The following is a 22,754-nucleotide window of genomic DNA, read 5'->3' as shown; positions in this document are numbered from 1 at the left end:
GAGGTAGCGCTTAGAAATCGGTCGTGCTGACCTCCTCAACTCGTGAGGCTAGTCATTTCGGCACGGAACCCTTTTCAGACATTGGAGAGGTACTTGCGTCCAATTCGAACGGAGAGGACCGATTTTGACTTATTGCCGACCCCCCGGGCGTCTCCTGCCAGGGGCCGCTGTGATCAAACGTCCGATAAATGGCTAGGCAGAAAGTCTGCTCTCGTTCACCACATTTAAACCAAGATTTTACGAAGGAGGCTCATCACAGGCGCAGGAAACATGCGAGCACCCTTCGTACAGAAGCCATTCATGGACTTCGGGCAATGAAGGTTTTGCAGGCCAGCTTCATCCTGTGTGTCATCACATCCGTGGGACTCTACCTGGCCGGCGGAAACAGGCCGGCTGCGACGGAGCCGGACGTCATGCCGGAAGCGGCAACGAACATGATGGCTCCTGCGTATATGGTGACGCCTACCTTATACGCAGAGGCATCCGCCAGACTTGCGGCAGCGCTTCGGGCAGAAAGAGCAGAGCTTGGCGCGGCGACGTCATCAGGTTCCGGGCCGTTGAGCACCGGAGCCGAGATCGCAGATGAACCCGTCGCGCCGAAATTGGCGTCGTTGGGACAGGATATCGTCGGACCGGTGCTGGCAGAACGCGATGCGCCTGACGATGCTCAGAAAGCGGCGTCGACGCAGGATTTCCGCTATCTGGTCTACTACGTCTGGTCCGAACTGCCGCCCGCGGAGAAACCGGCGGAGATCGTCTTGCGTGCGTTCAAGGACATTCCAGTCGGAACGCCGGCCGAAGAGATCAAGCGCGCTTCCGACGCGTTTGGTCTCGATTTCAAATTCATGATGGCAGTTGCCAAGATCGAATCCGGTTTCAACCCCAATCAACGCACTGGGTCGTATATCGGCCTGTTTCAGCTGAGCCAATATGAGTTCGGGAAGTTCGGCTTCGGGCAGATTCGCAATCCGCGGGACAACGCCGTTGCGGCCGCCTACAAAATCATTACCGAAGGCGTCCAGTTCGAGTGGATCACGCACCGGACGCCGGACATGAGCGATCTTTACCTGATCCATCAGCAGGGCTGGGAAGGCGCCGCTGAGCACATCAGCCGACCCGCTCGCACCGCCTGGAAATCCATGTGCGCCACCAGCGAAGGCAAGGAGAAGGGCGAGAGGTGGTGCAAACGCGCGATCTGGGGCAATGTACTTCCCGCGTTCAAGCGCACCTGGAAATCGGTGGACAACGTGACGTCAGAGGCGTTCGTGGGCATGTGGCGCGGCCGGGTCGCCGATTTCTACACGAGATATGTGGCGACCGCTGCCGCGGCGGCAAGCCAATAATTCCGTTGTCGGCAGGGCCTTGCCACGATTGCATTGCTTTTAACCGCCGTGGCGAAACAGACCCAGCTGGGTAGACCAAGTCCGCTCATGAGCCCTTTGAGACATGCCGGGGTGGTCTGACCACCTCCGCTCATAAGGGTAACCGGAAGAGAACGGCACGCGGCAAAAGGGATTGACCCGGAGCCGAGTAAGGGCACACGCCAACGGTGCGCAGTCTCTTTGCTCCGATGAAGGCTCGATACTCAGCGAGCTCGTGGAGTTGGGCCACCCGCCAGATCACTTGTTCCAACTGCTTTTTGCTCAGATGAATTGCACGGTCCGCCCAAAGGATTTTCCGTCCGATTGAAAGCAGGAGGTTGACTACGAATTCAAAGTTCTCCGGCCGCCTTATCGGGAAGTCATTGGCTTGGACCGGCGTGCACTCGAGCTCTCGAAGGTATTCTCCCCATGGTCTATGATCTTGGGGGCCGCGTTGAAGGCCGCTAAGATGAGGGACGAGTTTTATGCCGACCCAACGACACCAGATCGATCTGCATCACAATCCGCGTACGATGGATGAAGCGCGCGCTTTCGTCGCTCACGTCCAATCTCTATTCATGCCCTGGGACATCGACGCGCTGGTCCAAGGCTTTACCGAGGATTGCGTTGTTCGGTTCGGAATCATCCCGGAATTCAGGGGACATCAGGCACTACGAGAGTTCTTCAATGCGAGAAGCGCTCGCCAGAAAGGTTATCGGCTCAGGAAGCGCTTCTGTACCCTAATGGGCGACGTGATGACGAACGTGTGGGACGGAGAATGGGAAGACTCGTCTACCGGTCAACCGATGAAGGGATTTGGGGTTGAGCTCTGGACGATGCGTGGGGGTAGGATTGCGCTGTGGGAAGCTGCGTTCAATTCGGGCGATGCTAGTCAAGCCATGACAATCGACCAAGCGCTGCACTAAGTCGGGAAGACGGTAAGCTTTCTAAAACTTGTGAGTAGGCCGGGCCGGACCGACCTGCTTCTCACTCGAAACGTTTGTTCCTACATTCTGAGGGCCGTTAGGCGTTGGCAGCTTCCTCGTGAAGCAAGCCCTTATACCGCTTGGAACGGAACTACTCAGTTTGTGCCATGGATGGTTGCCCCCAGCGATTAGAGATCGCTTCCTGCCCGCGGACAAACTCCGCGCACCGACTCCCCATCATCATGGCCGGCGCGTTCGTGTTGCCTGCATTGATGTTTGGCAACGCGGACAGGTCGCAAACTCGCAATCCTTCGACACCGCGCACTCGCAAGCGCGCGTCAAGCACCGCCATCCGGTCGCGGCTGTTGCCCATGCGGCACGTGCCGCTCGGATGGTAGTTGGTTTTTACGAAGCGCTTGCAGTGCCTGATGATGGCATCATCACTCAGGTCTTCCGGATCTGGGATGCGTATCTCGCGAACACGCTGTTTCAGCGGGCTGGTCTGAAATGCCCTGATGAAGAAGCGTTGGCCGTCGATCATCGCGCGGACGTCCGCCGGATGAGAAAGCAGGTTCGGCGAAACCAACGGCATGTCAGCGGGGTTGGCGGAGGCAAGCCGTACAAACCCGCGCGACTTTGGCTTGATCACCACGGTCGTTACCGTCAGTCCATAGGTGTTCGGAAGCAAATCAAGCGTGTCGCGATCGAGGTAGACAATCGGTACGCAAAACGCCTGGATCGTCGGCTCGGCGTCCGGGTCGGTCGGATTGACGAATGCTCCGGCTTCTACGCCGGCGGATAGGATGGGCCCCGTGCCGAAGAGCCTGAACTGTAGCCCGTTCAAAAGCATGCGCCAGCCCTCACCCTGCTTGTAGTAGCCGTGTCGGCCGTTGGCCACCGACACGATGGGGACTTCGGGGTGGTCGATGAGGTTTTCTCCGACGCCTGGCAGATCGACCAGACAAGGTATTCCGTGCTCAGCGAGCTGCGCGGCTGGCCCGATCCCCGAAAGCATCAACAACTGCGGCGTGACCAGGGCGCCGGCAGCAAGGATGATCTCACCGTCGGCGAACGCCGTGTGCTCCACGTCATTTCCGTCCCGGTAAGTCACTCCGACCGCCCGGCCGTTCTCGAGGTCGATCCGCTTCACGCGTGCGTGCAGCCGGACTTCGAGACGAGGATTGTTCTGTAGGGGCGCGATGAATGCGTAAACTGCGCTGCTGCGCTTTCCGCTCCTGTTCATGAATTGATAGAACCCGACGCCGCGCTGAGTCGGACCGTTGAAATCGCTGTTGTACGGCTCACCAAGGGCTTGCACAGACTGGACGAACCAACGCGACATGTCGTTGATGTGCCCGGGATCGGAAACCAGCAGCGGACCTTCCGAATTGTGAAAGTCGTTCAGCAGCCGGTTGTTGCCTTCCATGCTTCGGAAGTGCGGCAGGACGTGCTTCCAACTCCACCCGGGATCATCATTCTCGCCGCGCAGCATCTCGTCCCACTCGTCGTAGTCAGAAGGCCTGCCTCTGACGTAGACCTGCGCGTTGACGGAGGAGCCGCCTCCCAGCACGTTGGCTTGCGGGATGTCGTGCTGCCGGCCGTCGAGATGGGCCTGCGGTACCGTCTTATGGTACCGCATATATTTGCTGCCGTTTATCATCTTGAAGATGCCGGGCGGCATATCCAGCAGCGGATGGCGGTGGGAGTGGCCTGCTTCCAGGAGGAGTACCTTCGCGCCCGCATCCACCAGACGCGCAGCCGCGACACATCCCGAGGAGCCGCCTCCCACGACGATATGGTCGTATCGTTCCTTCATGCCGAATCCCTTCGTGCGACCGACAGCAGGATCATCCCCGGATCTGGTCCAGGCCCTTCCAGTCGAACTCGATGCCGTGGCCGGGACGGTCAGGTGCGATCGCGAAACCTTCATTGATGCGGAGCGGCTCGGCGATGTAGCGGTCAAGGCCGAATCCGTGGGCCTCGAGGAAGCTCCTATTGGGGCAGGCCGCCAAAAGGTGAACCGTGACGTCATGCGCACCGTGGGTCGTGAGCGGCAAGTTGAACGCTTCCGCAAGGTGCGCGATTTTCATGAAGGGCGTGACGCCGCCGCAATTCGTCACGTCGGGTTCGGGATAAGTGACGGCGCCCGCCGCGATATACTGTTTGAACTCCCAGAGCGTGCGCAAATTTTCACCGGCGGCAATGGGCAGGCCGCCCTCGCGCACGATCCGCGCGTGGCCGGCCGGATCGTCGGGAATCGTGGGCTCCTCCAGCCAGGTGAGGTCATAGGGCTGGAAAGCGCGCGCGGCCCGGATCGCCTCGTCGACGCTCCACTTCATGTTCGCATCCACCATCAGCGGAAAATTCTCACCGAGGAAACCGCGCATCGCGCGGATCTTCTCGACATCTTCTGAAAGCTTTGCGCGCCCAACTTTCATCTTGATCGCGCGAAAACCCTTGGCGAGATTTCCATCGGTTTGCTTCAGCAACCGCTCGGGCGTCAATTCGAGATCGATGCCGCCCGCATAGCAGGGCACCTTTGGGTCGAAACCCCCGAGATAGTTCCAGAGCGGCAGGCGCGCGCGCTTCGCCTTCAGATCCCAAAGAGCCATATCGAAGGCCGAGATGGCGAGCACAGTCGGACCGCCCCGCCCACCATAGTGGAGCGCCCACCATGCCTTGGTCCAGAGACGCTCGATATGATCAGCCTCTTCCCCGAGGAAGATCTCAACGATCTCACGCCTCAGGATTGCATCGACGGCCGAGCCGTTGCGGCCGACGGTGTAAGTGTAGCCGACGCCTTCGCCTCCTTCCGAGTCGCGCACCCGGACGGTATTGAGCTCGAAGGCCCGCATCTGCCCGTGCATGCTGTCGGTCAGCACCTCGGGCAAAGCAATGCGATAGAAGCCGGGCTCGATGGACGCGATTTTTGACATTTGTCTACCTGGTCTGCACGGAACGGCCTACGAGAGAGGCCTGGAGGATGACGACGACAAGGAGGAATACGCCACGAACGACCGACTGCCAGTACGCGGAGAGGCTGATCCAGCCGAGACCGTTCTCGAAGTTGAGAATGTTGAAGATCAATCCGAGCAGAAGCACCCCGGCCAGCGTCGACCCGACCGAGCCCTCGCCGCCGGTCAGAAGGGTGCCTCCCACCACCGTCGCCGCGATCGCAAACAACTCCCAGCCGACGCCCTCGATCGGCTGACCAGCGCCGAACTGAGCGGCGAGAATCGCGCCCGCAAGCCCGGCAAGGGCACCGCTTGAGAGATAAGTGATAGTTTTGGTGCGCTCGGTCGAGAGGCCCATAAGTCGGGATGCGTCTTCGTTCCCGCCAACCGCCAGAACCGTACGACCAAAAGCCGTGAAGATCAGCACGACCGAGCCCGCAGCATAGGCAAGGATGGCAATCCAGGCTGGGACGGGAAAGCCAAGAAAGTCGCCCTGGCCCAGCGACGTAAAGCCCGAGTCGTAGGACACCGAGACGGATTGATTACCTGCGAGCAGCAACGCGCACCCGCTGGCGCCAAGCATCGTCGCCAGCGTGGCAATAAAGGGGAGTATCCGGAGTTTGAGGATGCAGAACGCATTCAGGCAACCGATCGCGAGGCCCGCCCCCACCCCTCCTGCGATCCCCGCTATCGTACCGTACGGCGACAGAAGGGCGGCGGCGACGCTGCCGAGCGCTGCGGTCGAACCGACCGACAGGTCTATTCCTCCCGACATGATGACAAAGCACATCCCGAGCGCAACCAGCGCGAACATCGCGTTGTAGCGCAGGACCGTGAGCAGATTGTACTCACCGAGGAAATTATCGTATCTGAGCCAGCCAAATAGGATCAACATGAGCAGGGCGGCGAATACTCCATAGCGGCCGACCCGGCCTACCGGAGTTGCGCTTGCTTGGCTTGCCGCTGGGGCCCCCGCGCGCTCGCGTACCAACCAGACCGCGAGGACGATGATCCCGGCCTTTGCGATCAGCGCGGCAGAATCGGGAACACCGTTGGCAAGCAGCGTATAGCGCACAAGCTGGATGATGAGCGCGCCCCACAGCGTTCCCGCGATGCTCGCCCGACCGCCGGTCAGCGGCGTGCCTCCGACCGCGACGGCGGCAATGGCATCAAGCTCGGTGCCGAGTCCAACGAGGTTCGCGTCCGATGAGGAGTTGATCGCGATGACTATCAGTCCGGCAACTCCGGCAAGCGCGCCGCTCACGGCGTAAACTGTGCGCACCACGAACCCGACCGGTACACCGGCCAGCCGCGCCGCACGCGCATTGCCGCCAATAACGAGTATCCGGCGTCCGAATAAGGACCGGCGAAGCATCCAGCCGGCGATCGCTACCAGAGCCACCATCAGTAGGGCCTGAAAAGGAAGTCCGGCAATCCGTCCAAGACCGATGAACTGGAATTCGGCCAAGTGAAACACCTGGAGATTTCCGTTCGTAAGCACTTGGGCTATGCCGCGGCCTGCGATGAAGAGAACGAGCGTCGCGATAATCGGCTGGATTCGGTAACGGGTGATGAGCCATCCGTTAAACAGGCCAAGCAAACCGGTGACCATAACCGGAATCACGAACGCCAGCGCGATCGCGAGCCAATCAGGCAGCCCCGGCACGATCTTGCCGAGAAAGATCAGGGGCGCCAGCGCACCAGAGATCGCCATGAGCGATCCGACCGAGAGATCGATCCCACCCGTGGCAATCACCAAGGTCATTCCCACCCCGACGATCACGGTCGTGCAGACTTGGGTTAGGTTTACGTTCAGTGTTTGCCAGCTCAGAAAGTTAGGCGTCACTGCCGCGTTAAAAAGAACGAGTAGCAACAATGCAAGTGGCGGACCGTGGCGATGGAGCAGCGCTCCGATTTTGGGCTGCGGCCGCAGTTTTGCCGGCAGTAGCGCTGCGTCACGCATCCGCGCCTCCCGAAGCCGGGGTGCCGATCTGGTCTGCAAGGCCGGGCCCGTGCGCCATCGCCGACATGACCGCATCTTCGTTGATGGAGTCTCCCGCGATTTCGGCGACACTGATGCCGTCCCGCAGCACGAAAATGCGACTGGCGGCCTCGATCACCTCTTCGAGTTCGGACGAGATCATCAGAACGCCTAGCCCATTCTCCGCCAGCTCGCGCACCAGCCCGAGAATCTCCGCCTTGGCTCCGACGTCGATGCCGCGGGTTGGCTCGTCCAGTATCAGAAGCTTCGGATTCATGCAGAGCCAGCGCGCCAACAGAACCTTTTGCTGGTTGCCCCCTGAGAGCTCGCCGACCGCCTGCTCAGGTGAGCTGCAGCGAATCCCCAGGCGGTTTATGAATTCGTCGGCGACCAACTTGCTGCGGCTTTCGTCTACCATGCCGCGGCCAGAAAGCTGCGGCATGAGGGCGAGCACGATGTTCTCGCGCACGGACAACCAAGGTACGATACCTTCGAGCTTACGATCCTCCGAGCAGAAGCCCATCCCGGCGGAAATTGCTTGCGCGGGATCCCTGATCGCGCGATCGCGAAATTTAATCGTGCCACTCTCCAGAGGGTCGGCTCCGAACACCATCCGTGCGCTTTCAGTGCGGCCGGAGCCCAGCAGTCCCGCCAGTCCCACGATCTCCGCCGAACGCACATCGAAGCTGACATCGCGCACCTTTGGACCGCCTGCGAGATGCTCGACCTCAAGCAGGGACGCACGAGCCCCGGCGGGGTTGTGCGCATGACTTCCGACTCGCCGCATCTGGGAGAGCTCGCGGCCAAGCATGGTTGTGACCAGATCCATCCGCGACACCTCGGCCATGGGCGCTGCCAGTACCGTGCGTCCGTCGCGCATCACCGTGACCCGGTCGCACACAGCGTAGAGTTCATCCAGCTTGTGACTGACGAAGATCACCGAGACGCCCGCCTCCTTAAGCTGGCGAATGACCTCGAAAAGGACCTCGACCTCCTTATCGTCGAGCGACGAGGTTGGTTCGTCCATGATGACCAGTCGGGCGGCAAATCCGATCGCGCGCGCAATCGCGACGATCTGCTGGACCGCCGTCGGATATTCCATGAGACGCCGCCGCACGTTGACGGCTTGCATGTTGAAGCGCGAGAGCAGCTCCGCTGCTTCGCGGTGCATCGAGGACCAATCGAGAAGGCCGAAACGCCGCTTTTCGCGACCGAGACAGATGTTCTCTGCGACCGAGCGGTAGGGAACGAGATTGATTTCCTGGTAGATCGTGCTGATTCCCGCGAGCTGCGCCTCCTGTGGAGCGCCGAATGCGACGGGACGACCCGCGAACACGATCTCACCGGCATCGCGCTGGTAGTATCCTGTCAAGGCCTTGATCAGTGTCGACTTTCCCGCACCGTTCTGGCCGATCAGGGCGTGGATCTCTCCAGGCTCGACTTCCAGCGAAGCAGACTGCAACGCAGGGACGCCTCCGAAATGTTTTTCGATCCCGCGCATTGCCAGGAGAGGCGTCATGACGCTCCTCTTATCGGTCTTGTTGTTGAGGAGAAGTGGGCGCGCCGGCGGCGCGCCCGGGATCGCTCAATATGAGTCCGCGATCATGTCCTTGGCGTTCGATGCGTCGAAGAAGCGATCAGGATTGATCACCCAGGGCTCGATCTTTTCACCTTTTGCGTAGCGCTTGGCGGTATCGAACGCCTTCGGTCCGAACTTCGGATTGCACTCGACCGTGGCCAACATCTTGCCGTCGGCGACCGCACGAAGAGCATCGCGCTCTCCGTCGATGGACACGATGATCACGTCCTTGCCCGGTTTCTTACCGGCGGCCTCCACTGCGGCGATTGCACCGATCGCCATCTCGTCGTTGTGCGCGTAGATCGCTGTCGCATCGGAATGCGCCTGCAGCAACGTCTCCGCTACCTGACGGCCCTTGTCTCTGACGAAATCGCCCGACTGGGAGGCAACGATCTGCATCTCCGGCCGGTTCTTGATGTACTCCTTGAAACCTTTGGCGCGGTCGTTTGCCGGCGAGGAGCCTGTCGTTCCTTCCAGCTGGATGATTTTCGCCTTCCCACCGACCGCCTTGTCGAGGGCCTCGGCCGCGCGCTTGCCCTCCTCGACGAAGTCGGACCCAATGAACGTGACGTAATCGACGCCCGGCTTGGCAAGACTTGGATCTACGGAACGGTCGAGCAGGATCACCGGAATCCCGGCCTTCTTGGCGTTCATCACCGCGGGGATCAGGGGCTTTTCTTCCCGAGGGGCCAGGAAGATCAGGTCCACGCCTTGCGCGATCATCGAGTTGACGTCGGCGACCTGCTTGGCCGCAGAACCGGCCGCGTCCGTGTAGACGAGCTGCCAGCCCTCCTTCTGCGCCTGCGCTTTCATGCTCTCGGTCTGCGCAATCCTCCAGGGATTGTTGCTTTCAGTCTGAGCGAAGCCGACCTTGTACTTCTCTTTTTCCTTCAGCTTCGGGAGGCCCTGTGCCCACGAGGGGGCGGTGAGCCCCAGGCTCGCTATTCCGGCTGAGAGCAGGAGGAAGGATCTTCTGTGCATGTTCGTCTCCTTGGGACGTTGATCGGCCCGTTCGAGGGGGCTCTCGGTGGTGCTGGCACGGACGAGCGCTGCGCCGTCTGCCAAAGTGGTCCAGTTATGGTCGGACCACATCATCCTAGCATTCTGATCGTTTGGGGTGTCAAGGCCACAAAAACCGGATCTCGTGTTCCACGGAGGGCAGGCAACCGACTTTTGGTTCTACCAAATTGCCGCGTTGTGCGCTAAGATCCCCGAACAACGCGGTTCCCAATTGCAGGAGGGAGGCTTGAAATCTGAACAAAAGGACTTGCCGCGTCCCGGACGGCTCGCCGATGCGGTGTCCGCCGAACTCGCACGTATGATCATGGCCGGCGAGATTGCCGAAGGAGAGCGTCTGCCGACGGAGCGCGACCTCATGCGCCAATTTTCCGTCAGCCGGACGGCAGTGCGCGAAGCCATCGCACATCTGTCGCATCGGGGACTTGCCAGCACCAAGTTCGGACATCGGCCCGTCGCCAGTAAGCCTGACTACGACATTGCACTCGATCGCCTAGGGACCTTCGTCTCACATCTGCTTTCTGACAAAGAGGGAATCACGGCGCTGTTCGAGTCCCGCGTCTTCTTCGAGGCGGCTCTCGTTCGCTGGGCCGCCCAACATGCCCGTCCCCATGACATCGAAAGCCTCAAACAGGCTCTGGAGGCCAATCGGGCGGCGATCGGAAACTGGAGCGAGTTTTACGCAACCGATATAGCGTTTCACGGGATTCTTTATCGGATTGCTGGCAATCCGGTCTATCCGGCCGTGCACAGGGCGTATGTTGAATGGCTTATGCAGCTCTGGCGATCCATGCGTACCAGCGCCGAGCTCGACCGCATGAACTATTCCGGCCATTTGTCGATCTTCGATGCTATCGCCGCACGCGATCCTGACCGAGCCGAGGACGCGCTACGGCGCCATCTTGCTGCAGCCTGGGAATTGATAAGATCCGCGATCTTGGGCGATCACGAGATTTGAGCCTGCGGCATCTGTGATTCCTGCGGCCCGAACGCAGTGCATATCCTCTAAGCTGCTGATTTGTCGTCGTGACCGATATTTCCGCCACGTTTCGTTGACGATCGTTTCCGGCTAATTCGTTCGAGTTCGCCGCGGAGTAGCTTGAGCGCATGCGAACTCGGGAGGCTTATCGGCACAGCCTGCCTACGATCCATCCGAACCTGAGTTGATCAAGCGTATCCTGAAGAAGACCGACGGCGGCTTTTTCGAGTCGTCGTTCGCCGTAGCCGCTGCGTACCTCCAATCATTCAGTTCTCTTGGACTGCGGCCGGACTAGATGTCATCCGGCGTCCCTTTCTCAGGGTCGCCTCGCTCGGAGGCCCCTTGCAACTCTCGCTCTGCTCGATGCCAGAATTCGAGATCACGTCCTTCGGGACGACCGGCCTCCTCCCAAAGCTCGCGCGCTCTCAGACTGATCTGCTCCTCGTTCGGAAATACCATCGTTCATCCTCCAGAGTACGACCGCCGGCGCCTCTGTTGCCCGGGTGACCTTAACTGCTTGTGCTAGACGGTCGTTCCAAGCGAGCCCGGCAGAGCTCGCGGGTGGACCTCTGCTGCCCGCGGCAGACGCTGTTAGGAACCATGGGATTTCCCCTGAAATTAGAACTGCGGCAAAGGAGGCACGAGGGTGCCCATTCGTTTCCCGCGCGTGATAACGGTCTGGCTGCTGTGCTTGGCAACGATCTGGCTGATAGAGCCCTACCTGTCGGCGCTGTGGCTTTCTGCCTCTGATCCCCGCCCCGTCGCTCCCCGCGCCGATCTTGGTTCGGGCGAACAGGCAACTGTTCGTCTGTTCAAGGACGCCTCGCCGTCGGTCGTGCATGTGTTCGCTCGAGCTGCGCGCAGCACATCCGTCTTTTCCGACGAACAGGAAAGCGTGACGCAATCGGGGTCGGGAATTATATGGGATTTGGCCGGTCACGTGGTCACGAACAACCACGTGATCAATGGCACGGCCCAGATTGGAGTTAGGCTGACCACCGGCGAATTTGTTGCTGCACGAGTGGTGGGCGCCGCTCCAAATTACGACCTCGCCGTTCTTCAGTTGGAACGACCAAGGTCGGCGCTGCATCCCATTGCTGTTGGCCGCTCGGCTGATCTACAGGTCGGCCAGAGTACATTCGCGATCGGCAATCCCTATGGTCTCGATCAGACGTTGACCTCCGGAATCGTGAGCGCACTCGGCCGCAGACTGCCGTCGGTGACGGCGCGCGAAGTCAAAGGAATGATTCAGACCGACGCCCCCATCAATCCCGGGAATTCGGGCGGACCGCTGCTCGACAGCGCCGGACGGCTCATCGGGGTGAACAGCGCGATCCTCTCGGGCTCAGGTGCCTCTGCGGGGATCGGATTCGCGATTCCCGTCGACATCGTCAACCGCGTTGCGGCCCAGCTGATCCGCAATGGTCATGTGCCCTTGCCGGGCCTCGGTATCGTGGCTGCCAAGCAGGATGAGGCAACAAGCCTCGGAATCGACGGGGTCATTATCCTGCGAACGTTGCCCGGCTCTCCCGCCGCGCAAGCGGGCCTTGAGGGCGCAAGCGAGGACGGAGTCATCAAGGACATCATCACCGAAGCAAACGGCAAGCCGATTCACAGCATGGAGGAACTGACTTCTGTGCTCGAAAACGAAGGGATCGGTAAGCAGGTCGAATTGACCATCGACCGAGCTGGGCAAAGCCGCACTCTCAAGTTGACCATCTCAGACATCTCCCAGCTGGAACAGCGATGACCGGTCTGCCTGAACCGGAGAGCGCCCGCGGCCCGAGCCGGGCTCGTGGTTGTTGCCGGCAACACAGTGAAGCGCGGTCGTGGCGCACCGAACAGGCCATGCGATCGTGATCTGGGCTTGGTTGTCTTCAAGGAATTCAAAACGCCGAAGGGGCAATGCTGGAAGGCTGTGCCACGTCGTACGCCGCCTTCCTGACGGAACGGCATAGTTGATCGCGAGCGCGCCGAACGGAGAGACCCAGGTCGGGCCAACACCGGCAAATGATCGCAGAACATTGGAGTTCGCCACGTTGACGGTCTGGCCCCCGATACTCGTCGGCCCGGTGTAGCGGAACACACTCCCGCATCGACGAAGGCCACCCCGTTCAAGGCAGCCGTTTGAGATTTGCCAACCCTACGAAGCTCCCTCTGAGCGGCGCGACGGTGGCCCCCGAACGATTGGGCAGGGCCGTGCTTGCTCTTCGAGCCTCTCGAGCAAGTTGGCAAACGGGACCAACTCGTCGGAGCATTTGGCGATTGCTTGTTCATCTACATGGACGGCGCGCTTACACGCTGCCCTGCTTCGGCCGCCTCGTTCAACCCGAGGCAACGCCGAGCGCGTTCGATCTGCGCCGTGGAGGCCCCGTGACTACGCGCATACATCTCAGCCACCGCCGCCGAATACTTCGCAACGTAGTATCTGACGTCTGAGCACGAAATCCGCTCGCCCGGTCTGTGATGATGAACGGCATATGCTTCAGAGCTCATCGTTATCAGGATCAGGGCGGCTCCGATCCCACGCGTGACAGTCATTTGCAATCCCCCCAGCTAACAACTTGGTCGCACGGAGCTGGCCTGAATCGTTCTGATCGTGCAAATTAACTTTCGCGCGATAGCGCAAGGTGCCGTGGAGTGTTGCCTTCCTGCAGCACACGCGAGAACCGTGGGACATGAGCGTTGCGCCGTGGTGTAGCCAGTTTCCTTTGTTTCCAAGGCGGTGATGCGGCGCTTGCCGCTCGACTACGAATAGGACCCCTCGCCGGGGCGGCCTGCCGTTCCGCGCTGCTTTGGGTTCAGTGAGTTTTGTCGAGCGCGCCTAAGGTCCTCTGGACCATTCGGCTTAGGGCCACCACTGACATCCCGATCAACTCTATTCTAGGACTTGGTCGGCGAGCGTGAGCATCGTGTCTGGGACGGTAATGCCCAGCGCCTTTGCTGCCTTGATGTTGATGACAAGTTCGAACTTCGTTGCCTGCTGGACCGGCATGTCGGCTGGCTTCTCCCCGTTCAGTATGCGGGCGACATATAATCCAGTCAGACGTAACGCGTCAGTCGTGTTGGGGCCATAACTCGCCAAGGCGCCCGCCTCAGGGATTTCGCGCTGTTCAGCCATCGTTGGGAGGGCATACCGGGATGCCAGAGCCGCGATTTGGCTGCGCTGATTCAAAAAAAACGCATCCGCGCCGATCATCAGGGCACCGATACCTCGCTCGACCAGGTCTGGAAACGCCGCATCAATCTCACTTTGATATTTCACGCGAATTATGTGCAGCTCCAATCCCAAGCTGCGCGCCGCCGCTTCAACTTGCCGGGCTCCCACTTGGCCGTAGGGGTTTTCCGGGTTTATCAGTAGCGCAATCCTCGTCGCCGCTGGCACAAGCTGGTGGAGGAGTTCGAGGCGCTTCGAATCCCTATTCTCTGCCAGAAGAGCAACCCCTGTGATGTTTCCGCCCGGGTGCGCGAGACTTTTGACCAGGCCAAATTCGACGGGGTCACCTCCGATCATGAATACTATTGGAACGCGTTCCGTGGCTGCTTTCGCAGTGAGCGCCGTCTTTGTGGCTCCGATTGCGGCGAGCACGGTGACCCGTTGGCCGACCAGCTCGGCAACCATTTCCGCCAATCGATCATAGTCACCGTCGGCCCACCGCCATTCGAGCAGGACATTCTGATCTTCGACGTAGCCTCCGTCCTTCAAGCCCCGGCGAAACGCGTCCTCAAGATGCGGGCTTGCGCCACGTTGTGCGATGCGTACGACGCCCACCACTGGCCTATGTTGCGCGTGCGCCATCAGCGGACAAGCGGCTGAGAAACCAGCTATCCGGATGACAAATTCCCGACGTTGCATGTGCCTCTTCCCGCAACGAGGACGCCTGTTGGCGGCCGGGATGATCCTACTAGCATGTTTCCGCCTCGGCCGCTCAGGGCCAAAGCGTGGCTGGCCTAACTCCCTGTAACGTCGCATGGCGGAGGTGGCGGCGGGTCTAGCACTGTTCCGCTAAGAGCCCAGGAACCGACATTTTCGGAATGCTGACTTTAAGACGCAAACAGCTTTTCAATTGTCTCTGGCAGGAAAGCTTCCGGCGGCAGGCGCTCGGGACCGATCAGCACAGCCGGGTAGGGTAAGAGGCGACGCTCAGCCGCACGGATGGTCACGGGGGCCCGGCGCGCTTTCGCGTCCAATGATCTTCGTTTGAAACTCCGTTCAAAGGTCCGATCGACTTACCTGCTGCACTCGCCTCGCCCAGCGGCAGACAGTTCAACCGAATGGCCCGGAGCAACTCGGTTTGCTTGTCCGGGCCAGCAAATCGCGCGAGGTCAGCAAAATCGCAACAGCCATACAGGCGAACTCGATCCTTGCGCTGCGGGAAGACCAAATAATGAAGCCTGTCCTCGGTTCCGATCGCCTACACGTCGCATGGCAAATCCAGTACATCGGCCACCGGCATGCCACAGAGGATGCTCGCCTGTGGAGGAGGTCCGAGATCGGCGATAGCCGGTAAAAAGAGCCGAACGCGGCGAGACCGGCTACAACTTGACGCTTGGGTGCAGTTCGAGGTCAGTCCTGCGCCGCCACCGTGCGCAGATAGGCGACCACCGCATCAAGATCATCCGGAGTTATAGTGGCGTAGTAGTGGAAACCCATCGGTGGCTTGAGACGACTGCCGTCGCGGCTGATCCCTTGAGTGATGGCGCGCTTGATCTCGGCGTCAGTCCATCCACCGATCCCATTGGTTGTGCTCTGGGTGATGTTGCGGGAAACAGAAACACCCCAAGGGCCTCGGAATTCGAAACCACCCGCCCCCAGCTTAGTCGTGAACTCGCGACCTACTGGTCCCAACGGCGTGTGGCACTCCATACAATGTGCAATGGTGGCGAGATAGAAACCCTTTTTCGCGCTGTCGCTCATCGTCGATTCCGCGAATGGCTCTTCCCCGCCGGGCAGGACGTTTTCGACTTGCGGCATCTTGTAAATGGGATCGGCGACTTTGTTTTGGATCGGAGCGATTGTACGTAAGTATGCGACGACGGCTTCCAGATCGCGTTCGGTCATAATGTGGTAAAAGCCCGTCGGCATGATCATGGCGATGTGCACACCCTTTGGCGTTTCCCCAGTGCGCATCAGTTTCTTGATATCGGCGTCGCTCCAGTTTCCGATTCCGGTCTCCTTGTCTTGCGTAATGTTAGCGGCAGATACCTTGAACGGCGGCTCGTCCCAGGACCCGCCACCGGAGAACGCCTTGTCTAGGACGTCACCGTTCGGGCCTTTCGGCGTGTGGCAATTGCCACAGCTTAAAACACCGTTGACCAAATAATCGCCGCGCTTGACCAGATCGGAATCGGCACGGGCGACACTGACGGTGATGGCAACAATGGCGGCAGACGTCATAAAGAGTCTAAACATGCTGGTTTCCTCTAATTTTTTGGTCAACTAGATCTATCTAAGCGCACGGAACGTCCCGCTCGTAATTAGCCGAGCGCTTCAATCGGCTTCGATCAAACGAAATCTCAACTACAGGCGTCAGCTATTCCGATAATCATTTCGGGCCATCGGCAATTCGCTGTCTGCAATCAAGTACAGCTCGCCAAGGCACCGAATACGTTAATAGCGGTCTGCCAAGCTGGCAACGTCTCCTTGGGTCGAAAGCTGCGATTGCGGCCGGTTCAGCTCGGCCCGGTTCACCAGCGGCAGCGGAGGTCACGGCGGCTGACGCGCGCTTCGGCATTAACCCGGCCCCTCGTTTGGTAGGCTGCGCGCCGTTGAACCATGATGCGAGCGTCCTATGCTGCATTCGCACCCGACTAAATCGAGAGGTAACAATGGGGAAGACCGCAATGGCCGGAATCGAATATTCCTGGAATTGGGGCTGCGTAAGCGCGTCGCAGGAGCAACAACGCAACAAAGACAATGATCAATGCGATGACAGTCCAAAACATTACCGGCGCACAACCTTGCTTCGCGCCGGCCCGGCCAACGACGCCACTAGATGGTCGGCAAGTAGCGTTCCCGCGCGCGATAGCTTTGGCGCCCGATGAAGCCGAATTTCCCCGCGCGGCAGCTGCGGCAGACCATCGCGCTCCGAAAGGCGCCGAAGTTTTGATGGAAACGTTCCAGATTTGACCACCGTCACCGCAAGGCCCTGCGCCGCTATCGCTTCGACCGCCGAGATGCTGTGACTGACGAAAGCGAGCCGCCATGGGCGGTTTGCCTTGTCCAGCGCCTGTATGGCCCAATTGCGAAACAGACATCCCTGCGGATACAGCGCCACCGGAAGTGGGTCCGATTCCTCGACGCGATGTTCGGTGCTCGCCGCCCACACAGCCTGCTCGCGCCTAAGCAGTTCGCCCTGGGAATGTCCTTCCGGATGCATGGCGATGACGATGTTGTAGGCCTTCCCAAGCCGGTCGGTCATGGTGGACGTCAGCCCGGTCTCCATCTCTACATCGATCAGGGGATAATTGGCTATGAAGCTCGCAAGCAGCGGCGGCAGGAACAGCGTTCCGTAATCGTCCATGACCCCGAGCCGAACGCGTCCCTCCACCCTGTGCTCGCGAACCCGACCCGCTGCCTCCTCATTCAGGCTGAGGATGCGCTGCGCGTAGTCGAGTAGCCGCTCGCCGGCAGCGCTTAGGACCACGTTGGCCTTGGTGCGGTGAAACAGCTCCACTCCGAGCTGCTCCTCCAGACGCTTAACTTGCATGCTCAGGGCGGACTGCGTCCGGTTCAGGGTCATGGCCGCGCGAGTGAACGAGCGATGATCCGCCACCGCTAGAAACGCTTGCAAGAGATCCGGATCCAAGATCGGTGCCCTCATCAGAATCCGCGATTACATACATCAATTAAATTCGATTTCTTGATTATCGCGCCTCCCCTAGGCTGTGCAACCCTGGAATGGAGGATAAGCGATGAGCGAGGTTTGGGGCGTATTGGCTGCGGTGGTGTCCAGCGCTCTGGGTGGCACGTCGATCGGCGCGACGCGGTTTCTGGTCAACGCCATTGATCCGCTGGCGATCGGCTCCTTCCGGTTCGGGATGGGCTTCCTACTGCTACTGCCGGTGGCGCTCGTGCAGGGACATCGCTGGCCGCCGCGGGAGGATAGGCCGGCGGTCGTGGGCTTAGGCCTGCTCTTCTATGCCGGGTTTCCGATCCTGTTCAACGCGTCGCTGATCTTCACAACCGCGGCGCGCGGCGCACTGGCACTGTCGACGCTGCCCTTGTTGACCATGGTGGTTGGCGCGGCGCTCGGCAGCGAGCCGTTGACCGCGCGAAAGACCGCCGGAGTCCTAGTCGCGATGTCAGGGGTATCCATCGCCCTGCTGAGCGGGCTCGGCACGGCGCCCGACGGCGCGTGGCGCGGCGACCTTCTGATGGTGAGCGCCGCGCTGTGCATGGCGCTCTACAGCATCTGGTCCAAACCCTTCATCCGCCGCTCCGGGCCCATTCCCTTCACGACGCTGGCGATGGCGGCCGGTGCTGCCGTCCTCGTCATCCTCTCCATGCTCCACGGGAGCTTTGCGCCAGTCAAAGCCTTCGGCCCGCCGCAATGGCTCGGCGCGTTGTATCTCGGTGCCTTCGGCAGCGCGCTGACCTTCTACCTCTGGGCCTTCGCGCTTGAGCGAACCACGCCGACCCGTGTCGCGATATCGGTCACCGTCAATCCGGTGGCGGCCTCGCTCGTCGGCGCAACATTGCTCAACGAGCCGCTGCGCTGGAATCTTGCGGCTGGGATTGTGACGGTATTCATCGGCATTTGGATCTCGACGACCCAATCAGGCCCGAAGACAGCCGCCGAGACCGAGCCCTCATTGCAGAGCTGCGCTGAGCAGTGAGGCTTTTAAGCCATATCTGCTGCGGCGCCAGCAGCGGAAGTGGCGCTTTCTCGTTTGATCACCACGGGTGCGAGCGAGAAACTCGGCCCGCTGGAGCGGGGTCTGAAAATCAGACGACCGGCCGCATGCACTCCACATACGGAGATGCAGCAGGATTTGCGTCGGCAGCAGCTTTCAATATGGTGGTTTGACGAGATTGTAACGCAGCGGTTATTGGGAGGCGCTCATGTTACGCGGAAGCTGCCTGTGCGGCGGCATCAAGTATCAGATTGAGGGGCGGCTCTCCGGCGCCATGAATTGCCATTGCTCGATGTGCCGGAAGGCACAGGGTAGCGCCTTTCGCAGCCGGGCAGCGGTGAGATCGGCCGAGTTTGAATTCGTACAGGGCGAGGCGCTCATTACCTTCTATGAATCATCACCAGGAAATCACAGGGGTTTTTGCCAGGTATGCGGATCCCCGATCCTGAGCAAGTTCGACGATCATCCAGACTATTATGGCTTGCCGCTGGGCGCACTGGATGACGATCCCGGCGTCCAGCCAAAAATTCACGTCCACGTGGCCAGCAAAGCGCCCTGGTACAAGATCACCGATGATCTCCCGCAACTACCCGGCGCACCGTAAAAGTTCGGCGGCTAAGCTTGTAAGCCGAGAAATCATGCGCAGCCGCAATCGCTGAGCGGGACAACTCACTCATGGCATCGTCGAAAATGCCAGTTTCCTCGGCCCGTTCCCCAATTAGCGTGCCCTAGGTCGGCGTTTGCACCTTTCGCCTGGCTGAAATAGTCGCAGGCGGCGTTGCTCCGGCCAAATCACCGGTAATGATCCTGTACCGAAGTTTCGAGTCTTTGTTTCTCAAGCGCACGATATAAGGCCGGCTTGGGGTCACAAGCGGCCTTCCGGTATCCCGGCTGCTTACTGCCGGTTGAGCACCGGCAGCGTATATTACGGCGCCGGTCGGGAGGTCAGAGATGGGCCAGAGGCGGTCCGATTAGATGGTCGCCTTCCTATTGTCCAGTTTCTCCCAAAGGTTAGCAAAACTAAATCGTATGGCCACACGTTGATCCCGCGCCGGAGAGGAGCCCGTCATGTCGAGACTAGCAATCGCGCTTTTGTCGGCATTGACCGCGACCGCAGCCAATGCACAAAATACCAAGGCTGAACAATCACAGACACCGGCGACCGTCAGCGCAGATGCAGAACGGCCGTTCCTTTTTGATGGGCGAATGAAAGGTGATGGCTACCGCCAGCGTGTGCTAACCGACGATTTCCATCCCGACCGTGGTGCCGTGGTCATGCCACCGAAAGCGAGCCACCCAGTTCGCGAGCGGTAAGCACCGACCTCGTTTGCTGAACGAGGATCGCTTCGCCCTCGTTTGCGGATCGGTTCGGGGGCTCAAAGATGCCAAACGGAGGGCTTTTGCGCATAGACTATGCCGTCGTGCACCGCCGTTAGCAGCTCATATTCTGACGTTCTCGCGGCTTGTCAGAGCTCGATGCGCCGGCCTATTTCGACCAGCCGATTGATCGGGATCCTGAAACGATCGACTGGGTGGGCAGAGTTACGGGACATGAACGCGAACAGAGCGACCCGCCATTTGGAAAGAGGCGGGCGTTTTGGGCGGCTCACGGCATCGACTCGTTCCACGTAGTAGGTGGGCCTCTCCCAGGCGGGTAATCCTTCGTGCTTCGGTTGCGAGATCACGGATGGGAGGTCGGGAATCTCGACAAAGCCGAAGTGAACGTTGACGTGCCAAATTCCGTCCCCGAGCTTCTCGCTTCTGATGCGATCGCGCTGCTTAACGCGCGGCACTGCTTCGAAGCTCACGGTCAGCGCGACCACGGTCTCGAACAGAGAGTGCGTCTGGGTCACATGATTTACGATGATCGGCGGCATGCCTTTGCCAAGCCGGGTCAGGAAAACTCCGGTCCCGGACACGCGTGCGATCTTTTCCTCGGCCAGCCGACGCAGGAAGTCCGCCACCGATTCTGAGTGCGCGGTATTCCGACGATGGATCGCAGTGACCCCGTAGTGCCAAGTGATCATCATCAGGAAGACAAGGAGCCCGAAGCTGAGGGGGATCCAGCCGCCTTCTCCGATCTTCAGCAGATTGGCCCCGAAGAAGGCAAGGTCGACGAGCAGCAAGGGGGCGGCGACCCCGATCGATTTCAGAGCGCCCCAGTGCCACCGGATCGTCATCACCCGAAGCAGCAGAATCGTGGTCAGGACCATCGTTGTCGATACCGCCGTGCCGTAAGCGCCAGCGAGTCGGTCCGAGCTACCGAACACCGCCGTGAGCACCAGGGTGCATATCGCTAGGGACCAGTTGACGAACGGGACATAGATCTGTCCGTACTGATCGGCAGACGTTTGTGAAATTCTGAGGCCCGGAAACCATCCGAGCTGCATCGCCTGCCGCGTCATCGAGAAAGAGCCGGTAATGATCGCTTGGCTGGCGATGATGGTGGCCAGCGTGGCCAACGCGACCAGCGGATAAAGCGCCCATGGCGGTGCCAGGCCGAAAAAGGGATTTGCCCGAAGGTCCGGATGCGCGATCAGATGCGCGACTTGGCCGGCATAGTTCAGGATGAGGGCAGGCAGCACCAGACCGTACCAAGCGAGACGGATTGGAGTTCGTCCGACATGACCCATGTCGGCATACAACGCCTCGCCCCCGGTGACGGCCAGAAATACTCCTCCAAGGACGGTAAAGCCGAGGCCAGCATGCATGGTCAGCAACTTGAACCCATGGATCGGATCCAGGGCGGCAAGAACCTGAGGATTGGCGATGATGTTGAGCAGACCAAGCAGGCCCATGGTGACGAACCAGAGCAGCATTACCGGGCCGAACGCCCGGCCCACCGTCGCGGTCCCGCGGCTTTGGGCCGCAAACAACGCCACGAGGATGACAGCGGCGATCGGCATGGTGTAAGGCTTGAACACCTCAGTTGCGACATTGAGGCCCTCGACCGCGCTCAAGACCGAAATAGCCGGCGTGATGATGCCGTCGCCATAGACCAGAGCGGCCCCAAACAGACCCGCGACGATCAGCCACCGCCCGCGCCCCGACCAGTGCGCTCCCGTCATTGCCATCAGCGCGAGAATGCCGCCTTCACCATGATTGTCGGCGCGCATTACAAACACGCTGTACTTGACCGAAATGGTAATGATGAGCGCCCACACGATCAGCGATAGGGTTCCGAGCGCCGCGTCGGCGGAGAAGCCCGAACCCAGCAGATGCACGATGGTCTGCATCGTGTAGAGCGGGCTTGTGCCGAGATCTCCGTAGACGATCCCGAGAGCCAGCAGGAGTGTGGCCGGACTGGCGCTTTGCTGTGCGCGTTCCTGGGGAGCCCCTGAAAACCCGGTCTCGCCGGACAGCGCGGAAACCGTATGATTTGGCATGCTGATTCTGCAAGCTGACTTGATCACGCAACCTAAGCAGATTTCTGCCTACGTACTAGCGGCAGCTATCACTTGCACCCGCATCGGCGAGGATCGTCCGCGTGCAAACGGGAGAGGAACAGACGCGAAGGGGAGATCGCAAGCTCCCCTTCGTCTGCTTCATCCATGGCCTCAGAAGTCGAACGTCATGCCCGTTGTGACCGCTTCCGCCTTGTTGCCCGCAACAACGTTGTTGTTGGCGTCGCGTCCGCAAACGCCATAACCGTGCCCGCTGACACCGAGGCAGTAGTGCGCGCCGGGTCCGTTGCGCAGATAGCTGCCGACGAGGTACCAGCTCACGAACGGGCTGAAGTGATACTTCACGCCGAGTGCGTACTGGTCTGCGCTGGAGTCTACGGTGTTGAGCGCGAAGTCGGCGGCGCCGGCCGGAGCGGAGACCACGACCCCGGGGGTGGGATAGGCATTGAGGACGCCGGTGCCAGGCGAGCCCGGCGACGCGTTGGCGTGGGCCCATGATGCGCTGACATCCCATTTGTCGACCGTCTGGGTCGCGCTCAGGAAGTAGCCGTCGCGCGAACGTTCGTTGAAATCGGCTACCGTATTTTGGCGGCGCATGATCTCGTAGATGCCGTACAGTTGGAGGCTGCCGATCATGTCGTTGAACCGGTAGCCCGCGCCGAATTTCGCGGCCCATTCGTTGGCGATGCCGACGGC

At 60.3% G+C, this 22,754-nt stretch carries 19 protein-coding genes and 1 pseudogene; 7 read left to right on the top strand and 13 right to left on the bottom strand.

Annotation, left to right across the window (positions count from 1 at the left end; all coding sequences use genetic code 11):
* Positions 1-314: 314 nt before the first annotated feature.
* Together AC0L2O_RS33875 and AC0L2O_RS33870 are read left to right on the top strand one after the other, a co-directional pair.
* Positions 315-1,343 carry a transglycosylase SLT domain-containing protein gene (locus AC0L2O_RS33875; protein ID WP_473372814.1) on the top strand — a complete coding sequence of 343 codons (1,029 nt, stop codon included), beginning with the start codon at positions 315-317 and terminating at the stop codon, positions 1,341-1,343.
* A 503-nt stretch (positions 1,344-1,846) separates the two neighbouring features.
* Complete coding sequence (locus AC0L2O_RS33870) at positions 1,847-2,287, top strand: nuclear transport factor 2 family protein (RefSeq protein WP_473372813.1); 441 nt, start codon at positions 1,847-1,849, stop codon at positions 2,285-2,287.
* A gap of 151 nt (positions 2,288-2,438) precedes the next feature.
* On the opposite strand, the gene AC0L2O_RS33865 is transcribed toward AC0L2O_RS33870, so the two are convergent.
* From AC0L2O_RS33865 to AC0L2O_RS33840, 6 genes and pseudogenes are all read right to left on the bottom strand, one after another.
* Positions 2,439-4,103: a GMC family oxidoreductase gene (locus AC0L2O_RS33865; RefSeq protein ID WP_473372812.1), complete on the bottom strand. Its 1,665-nt coding sequence runs from the start codon at positions 4,101-4,103 to the stop codon at positions 2,439-2,441.
* A 31-nt stretch (positions 4,104-4,134) separates the two neighbouring features.
* Positions 4,135-5,223 (bottom strand): mandelate racemase/muconate lactonizing enzyme family protein, encoded by a 1,089-nt coding sequence (locus tag AC0L2O_RS33860; RefSeq protein WP_473372811.1) that lies wholly within the window; start codon positions 5,221-5,223, stop codon positions 4,135-4,137.
* 4 nt (positions 5,224-5,227) lie between these two features.
* Complete coding sequence (locus AC0L2O_RS33855; protein ID WP_473372830.1) at positions 5,228-6,136, bottom strand: ABC transporter permease; 909 nt, start codon at positions 6,134-6,136, stop codon at positions 5,228-5,230.
* A gap of 69 nt (positions 6,137-6,205) precedes the next feature.
* Positions 6,206-7,204: pseudogene (locus AC0L2O_RS33850) on the bottom strand (ABC transporter permease); the annotation flags it as partial.
* Complete coding sequence (locus AC0L2O_RS33845) at positions 7,197-8,741, bottom strand: sugar ABC transporter ATP-binding protein (RefSeq protein WP_473372810.1); 1,545 nt, start codon at positions 8,739-8,741, stop codon at positions 7,197-7,199. The pseudogene AC0L2O_RS33850 and the gene AC0L2O_RS33845, both read right to left, overlap by 8 nt.
* Before the next feature lie 66 nt (positions 8,742-8,807).
* Positions 8,808-9,782 (bottom strand): ABC transporter substrate-binding protein, encoded by a 975-nt coding sequence (locus tag AC0L2O_RS33840; protein ID WP_473372809.1) that lies wholly within the window; start codon positions 9,780-9,782, stop codon positions 8,808-8,810.
* Positions 9,783-10,047: 265 nt separating this feature from the next.
* Here AC0L2O_RS33840 and AC0L2O_RS33835 point away from each other — a divergent pair, with 265 nt between their 5' ends.
* The gene (locus tag AC0L2O_RS33835) at positions 10,048-10,776 is read left to right on the top strand and encodes an FCD domain-containing protein (protein ID WP_473372808.1); all 729 of its coding nucleotides are present in this window, start codon (positions 10,048-10,050) and stop codon (positions 10,774-10,776) included.
* A gap of 312 nt (positions 10,777-11,088) precedes the next feature.
* Here AC0L2O_RS33835 and AC0L2O_RS33830 read toward each other — a convergent pair whose 3' ends face one another.
* Positions 11,089-11,256, bottom strand: coding sequence for a DUF2934 domain-containing protein (locus tag AC0L2O_RS33830; protein WP_473372807.1), 168 nt, complete (start codon positions 11,254-11,256; stop codon positions 11,089-11,091).
* A 187-nt stretch (positions 11,257-11,443) separates the two neighbouring features.
* Here AC0L2O_RS33830 and AC0L2O_RS33825 point away from each other — a divergent pair, with 187 nt between their 5' ends.
* Positions 11,444-12,547: a S1C family serine protease gene (locus tag AC0L2O_RS33825; RefSeq protein WP_473372806.1), complete on the top strand. Its 1,104-nt coding sequence runs from the start codon at positions 11,444-11,446 to the stop codon at positions 12,545-12,547.
* Positions 12,548-13,074: 527 nt separating this feature from the next.
* Here AC0L2O_RS33825 and AC0L2O_RS33820 read toward each other — a convergent pair.
* The 4 genes from AC0L2O_RS33820 to AC0L2O_RS33805 all read right to left on the bottom strand — a co-directional run bounded on the left by AC0L2O_RS33820 (position 13,075) and on the right by AC0L2O_RS33805 (position 17,621).
* On the bottom strand, positions 13,075-13,293 hold the full coding sequence (locus AC0L2O_RS33820) for a hypothetical protein (protein WP_473372829.1): 219 nt from the start codon (positions 13,291-13,293) through the stop codon (positions 13,075-13,077).
* A 382-nt stretch (positions 13,294-13,675) separates the two neighbouring features.
* On the bottom strand, positions 13,676-14,653 hold the full coding sequence (locus tag AC0L2O_RS33815; RefSeq protein ID WP_473372805.1) for an ABC transporter substrate-binding protein: 978 nt from the start codon (positions 14,651-14,653) through the stop codon (positions 13,676-13,678).
* A 711-nt stretch (positions 14,654-15,364) separates the two neighbouring features.
* Positions 15,365-16,210 (bottom strand): c-type cytochrome, encoded by an 846-nt coding sequence (locus tag AC0L2O_RS33810; protein WP_473372804.1) that lies wholly within the window; start codon positions 16,208-16,210, stop codon positions 15,365-15,367.
* Between the two features lie 532 nt (positions 16,211-16,742).
* Positions 16,743-17,621, bottom strand: a complete 879-nt coding sequence (locus AC0L2O_RS33805; protein ID WP_473372803.1) for a LysR substrate-binding domain-containing protein — start codon at positions 17,619-17,621, stop codon at positions 16,743-16,745.
* Between the two features lie 91 nt (positions 17,622-17,712).
* Here AC0L2O_RS33805 and AC0L2O_RS33800 point away from each other — a divergent pair, with 91 nt between their 5' ends.
* From AC0L2O_RS33800 to AC0L2O_RS33790, 3 genes are all read left to right on the top strand, one after another.
* Positions 17,713-18,636: a DMT family transporter gene (locus AC0L2O_RS33800; RefSeq protein WP_473372802.1), complete on the top strand. Its 924-nt coding sequence runs from the start codon at positions 17,713-17,715 to the stop codon at positions 18,634-18,636.
* Positions 18,637-18,862: 226 nt separating this feature from the next.
* Complete coding sequence (locus tag AC0L2O_RS33795) at positions 18,863-19,258, top strand: GFA family protein (protein ID WP_473372801.1); 396 nt, start codon at positions 18,863-18,865, stop codon at positions 19,256-19,258.
* A 464-nt stretch (positions 19,259-19,722) separates the two neighbouring features.
* Entirely contained in the window at positions 19,723-19,968 is a 246-nt protein-coding gene (locus tag AC0L2O_RS33790; protein ID WP_473372800.1) for a hypothetical protein, read from the top strand.
* A 152-nt stretch (positions 19,969-20,120) separates the two neighbouring features.
* Here the strand turns inward: AC0L2O_RS33790 and AC0L2O_RS33785 are convergent, their stop codons facing one another.
* Together AC0L2O_RS33785 and AC0L2O_RS33780 are read right to left on the bottom strand one after the other, a co-directional pair.
* Positions 20,121-22,040 carry a potassium transporter Kup gene (locus AC0L2O_RS33785; protein ID WP_473372799.1) on the bottom strand — a complete coding sequence of 640 codons (1,920 nt, stop codon included), beginning with the start codon at positions 22,038-22,040 and terminating at the stop codon, positions 20,121-20,123.
* A gap of 171 nt (positions 22,041-22,211) precedes the next feature.
* Positions 22,212-22,754: porin (locus AC0L2O_RS33780; RefSeq protein WP_473372798.1), on the bottom strand; the 543-nt coding region annotated here is incomplete at its 5' end.

Source organism: Bradyrhizobium sp. Kon10, assembly GCF_055807395.1.
This window is presented reverse-complemented; position numbering and strand designations above follow the sequence as displayed.

Excerpts from the sequence above, each read along its gene's own strand:
- AC0L2O_RS33875 (WP_473372814.1), top strand. The coding sequence starts at position 315 with ATGAAGGTTTTGCAGGCCAGCTTCATCCTGTGTGTCATCACATCCGTG.
- AC0L2O_RS33870 (WP_473372813.1), top strand. The coding sequence starts at position 1,847 with ATGCCGACCCAACGACACCAGATCGATCTGCATCACAATCCGCGTACG.
- AC0L2O_RS33865 (WP_473372812.1), bottom strand. The coding sequence starts at position 4,103 with ATGAAGGAACGATACGACCATATCGTCGTGGGAGGCGGCTCCTCGGGA.
- AC0L2O_RS33860 (WP_473372811.1), bottom strand. The coding sequence starts at position 5,223 with ATGTCAAAAATCGCGTCCATCGAGCCCGGCTTCTATCGCATTGCTTTG.
- AC0L2O_RS33855 (WP_473372830.1), bottom strand. The coding sequence starts at position 6,136 with ATGTTGATCCTATTTGGCTGGCTCAGATACGATAATTTCCTCGGTGAG.
- AC0L2O_RS33845 (WP_473372810.1), bottom strand. The coding sequence starts at position 8,741 with ATGACGCCTCTCCTGGCAATGCGCGGGATCGAAAAACATTTCGGAGGC.
- AC0L2O_RS33840 (WP_473372809.1), bottom strand. The coding sequence starts at position 9,782 with ATGCACAGAAGATCCTTCCTCCTGCTCTCAGCCGGAATAGCGAGCCTG.
- AC0L2O_RS33830 (WP_473372807.1), bottom strand. The coding sequence starts at position 11,256 with ATGGTATTTCCGAACGAGGAGCAGATCAGTCTGAGAGCGCGCGAGCTT.
- AC0L2O_RS33820 (WP_473372829.1), bottom strand. The coding sequence starts at position 13,293 with ATGAGCTCTGAAGCATATGCCGTTCATCATCACAGACCGGGCGAGCGG.
- AC0L2O_RS33815 (WP_473372805.1), bottom strand. The coding sequence starts at position 14,653 with ATGCAACGTCGGGAATTTGTCATCCGGATAGCTGGTTTCTCAGCCGCT.
- AC0L2O_RS33810 (WP_473372804.1), bottom strand. The coding sequence starts at position 16,210 with ATGTTTAGACTCTTTATGACGTCTGCCGCCATTGTTGCCATCACCGTC.
- AC0L2O_RS33805 (WP_473372803.1), bottom strand. The coding sequence starts at position 17,621 with ATGAGGGCACCGATCTTGGATCCGGATCTCTTGCAAGCGTTTCTAGCG.
- AC0L2O_RS33800 (WP_473372802.1), top strand. The coding sequence starts at position 17,713 with ATGAGCGAGGTTTGGGGCGTATTGGCTGCGGTGGTGTCCAGCGCTCTG.
- AC0L2O_RS33795 (WP_473372801.1), top strand. The coding sequence starts at position 18,863 with ATGTTACGCGGAAGCTGCCTGTGCGGCGGCATCAAGTATCAGATTGAG.
- AC0L2O_RS33790 (WP_473372800.1), top strand. The coding sequence starts at position 19,723 with ATGTCGAGACTAGCAATCGCGCTTTTGTCGGCATTGACCGCGACCGCA.
- AC0L2O_RS33785 (WP_473372799.1), bottom strand. The coding sequence starts at position 22,040 with ATGCCAAATCATACGGTTTCCGCGCTGTCCGGCGAGACCGGGTTTTCA.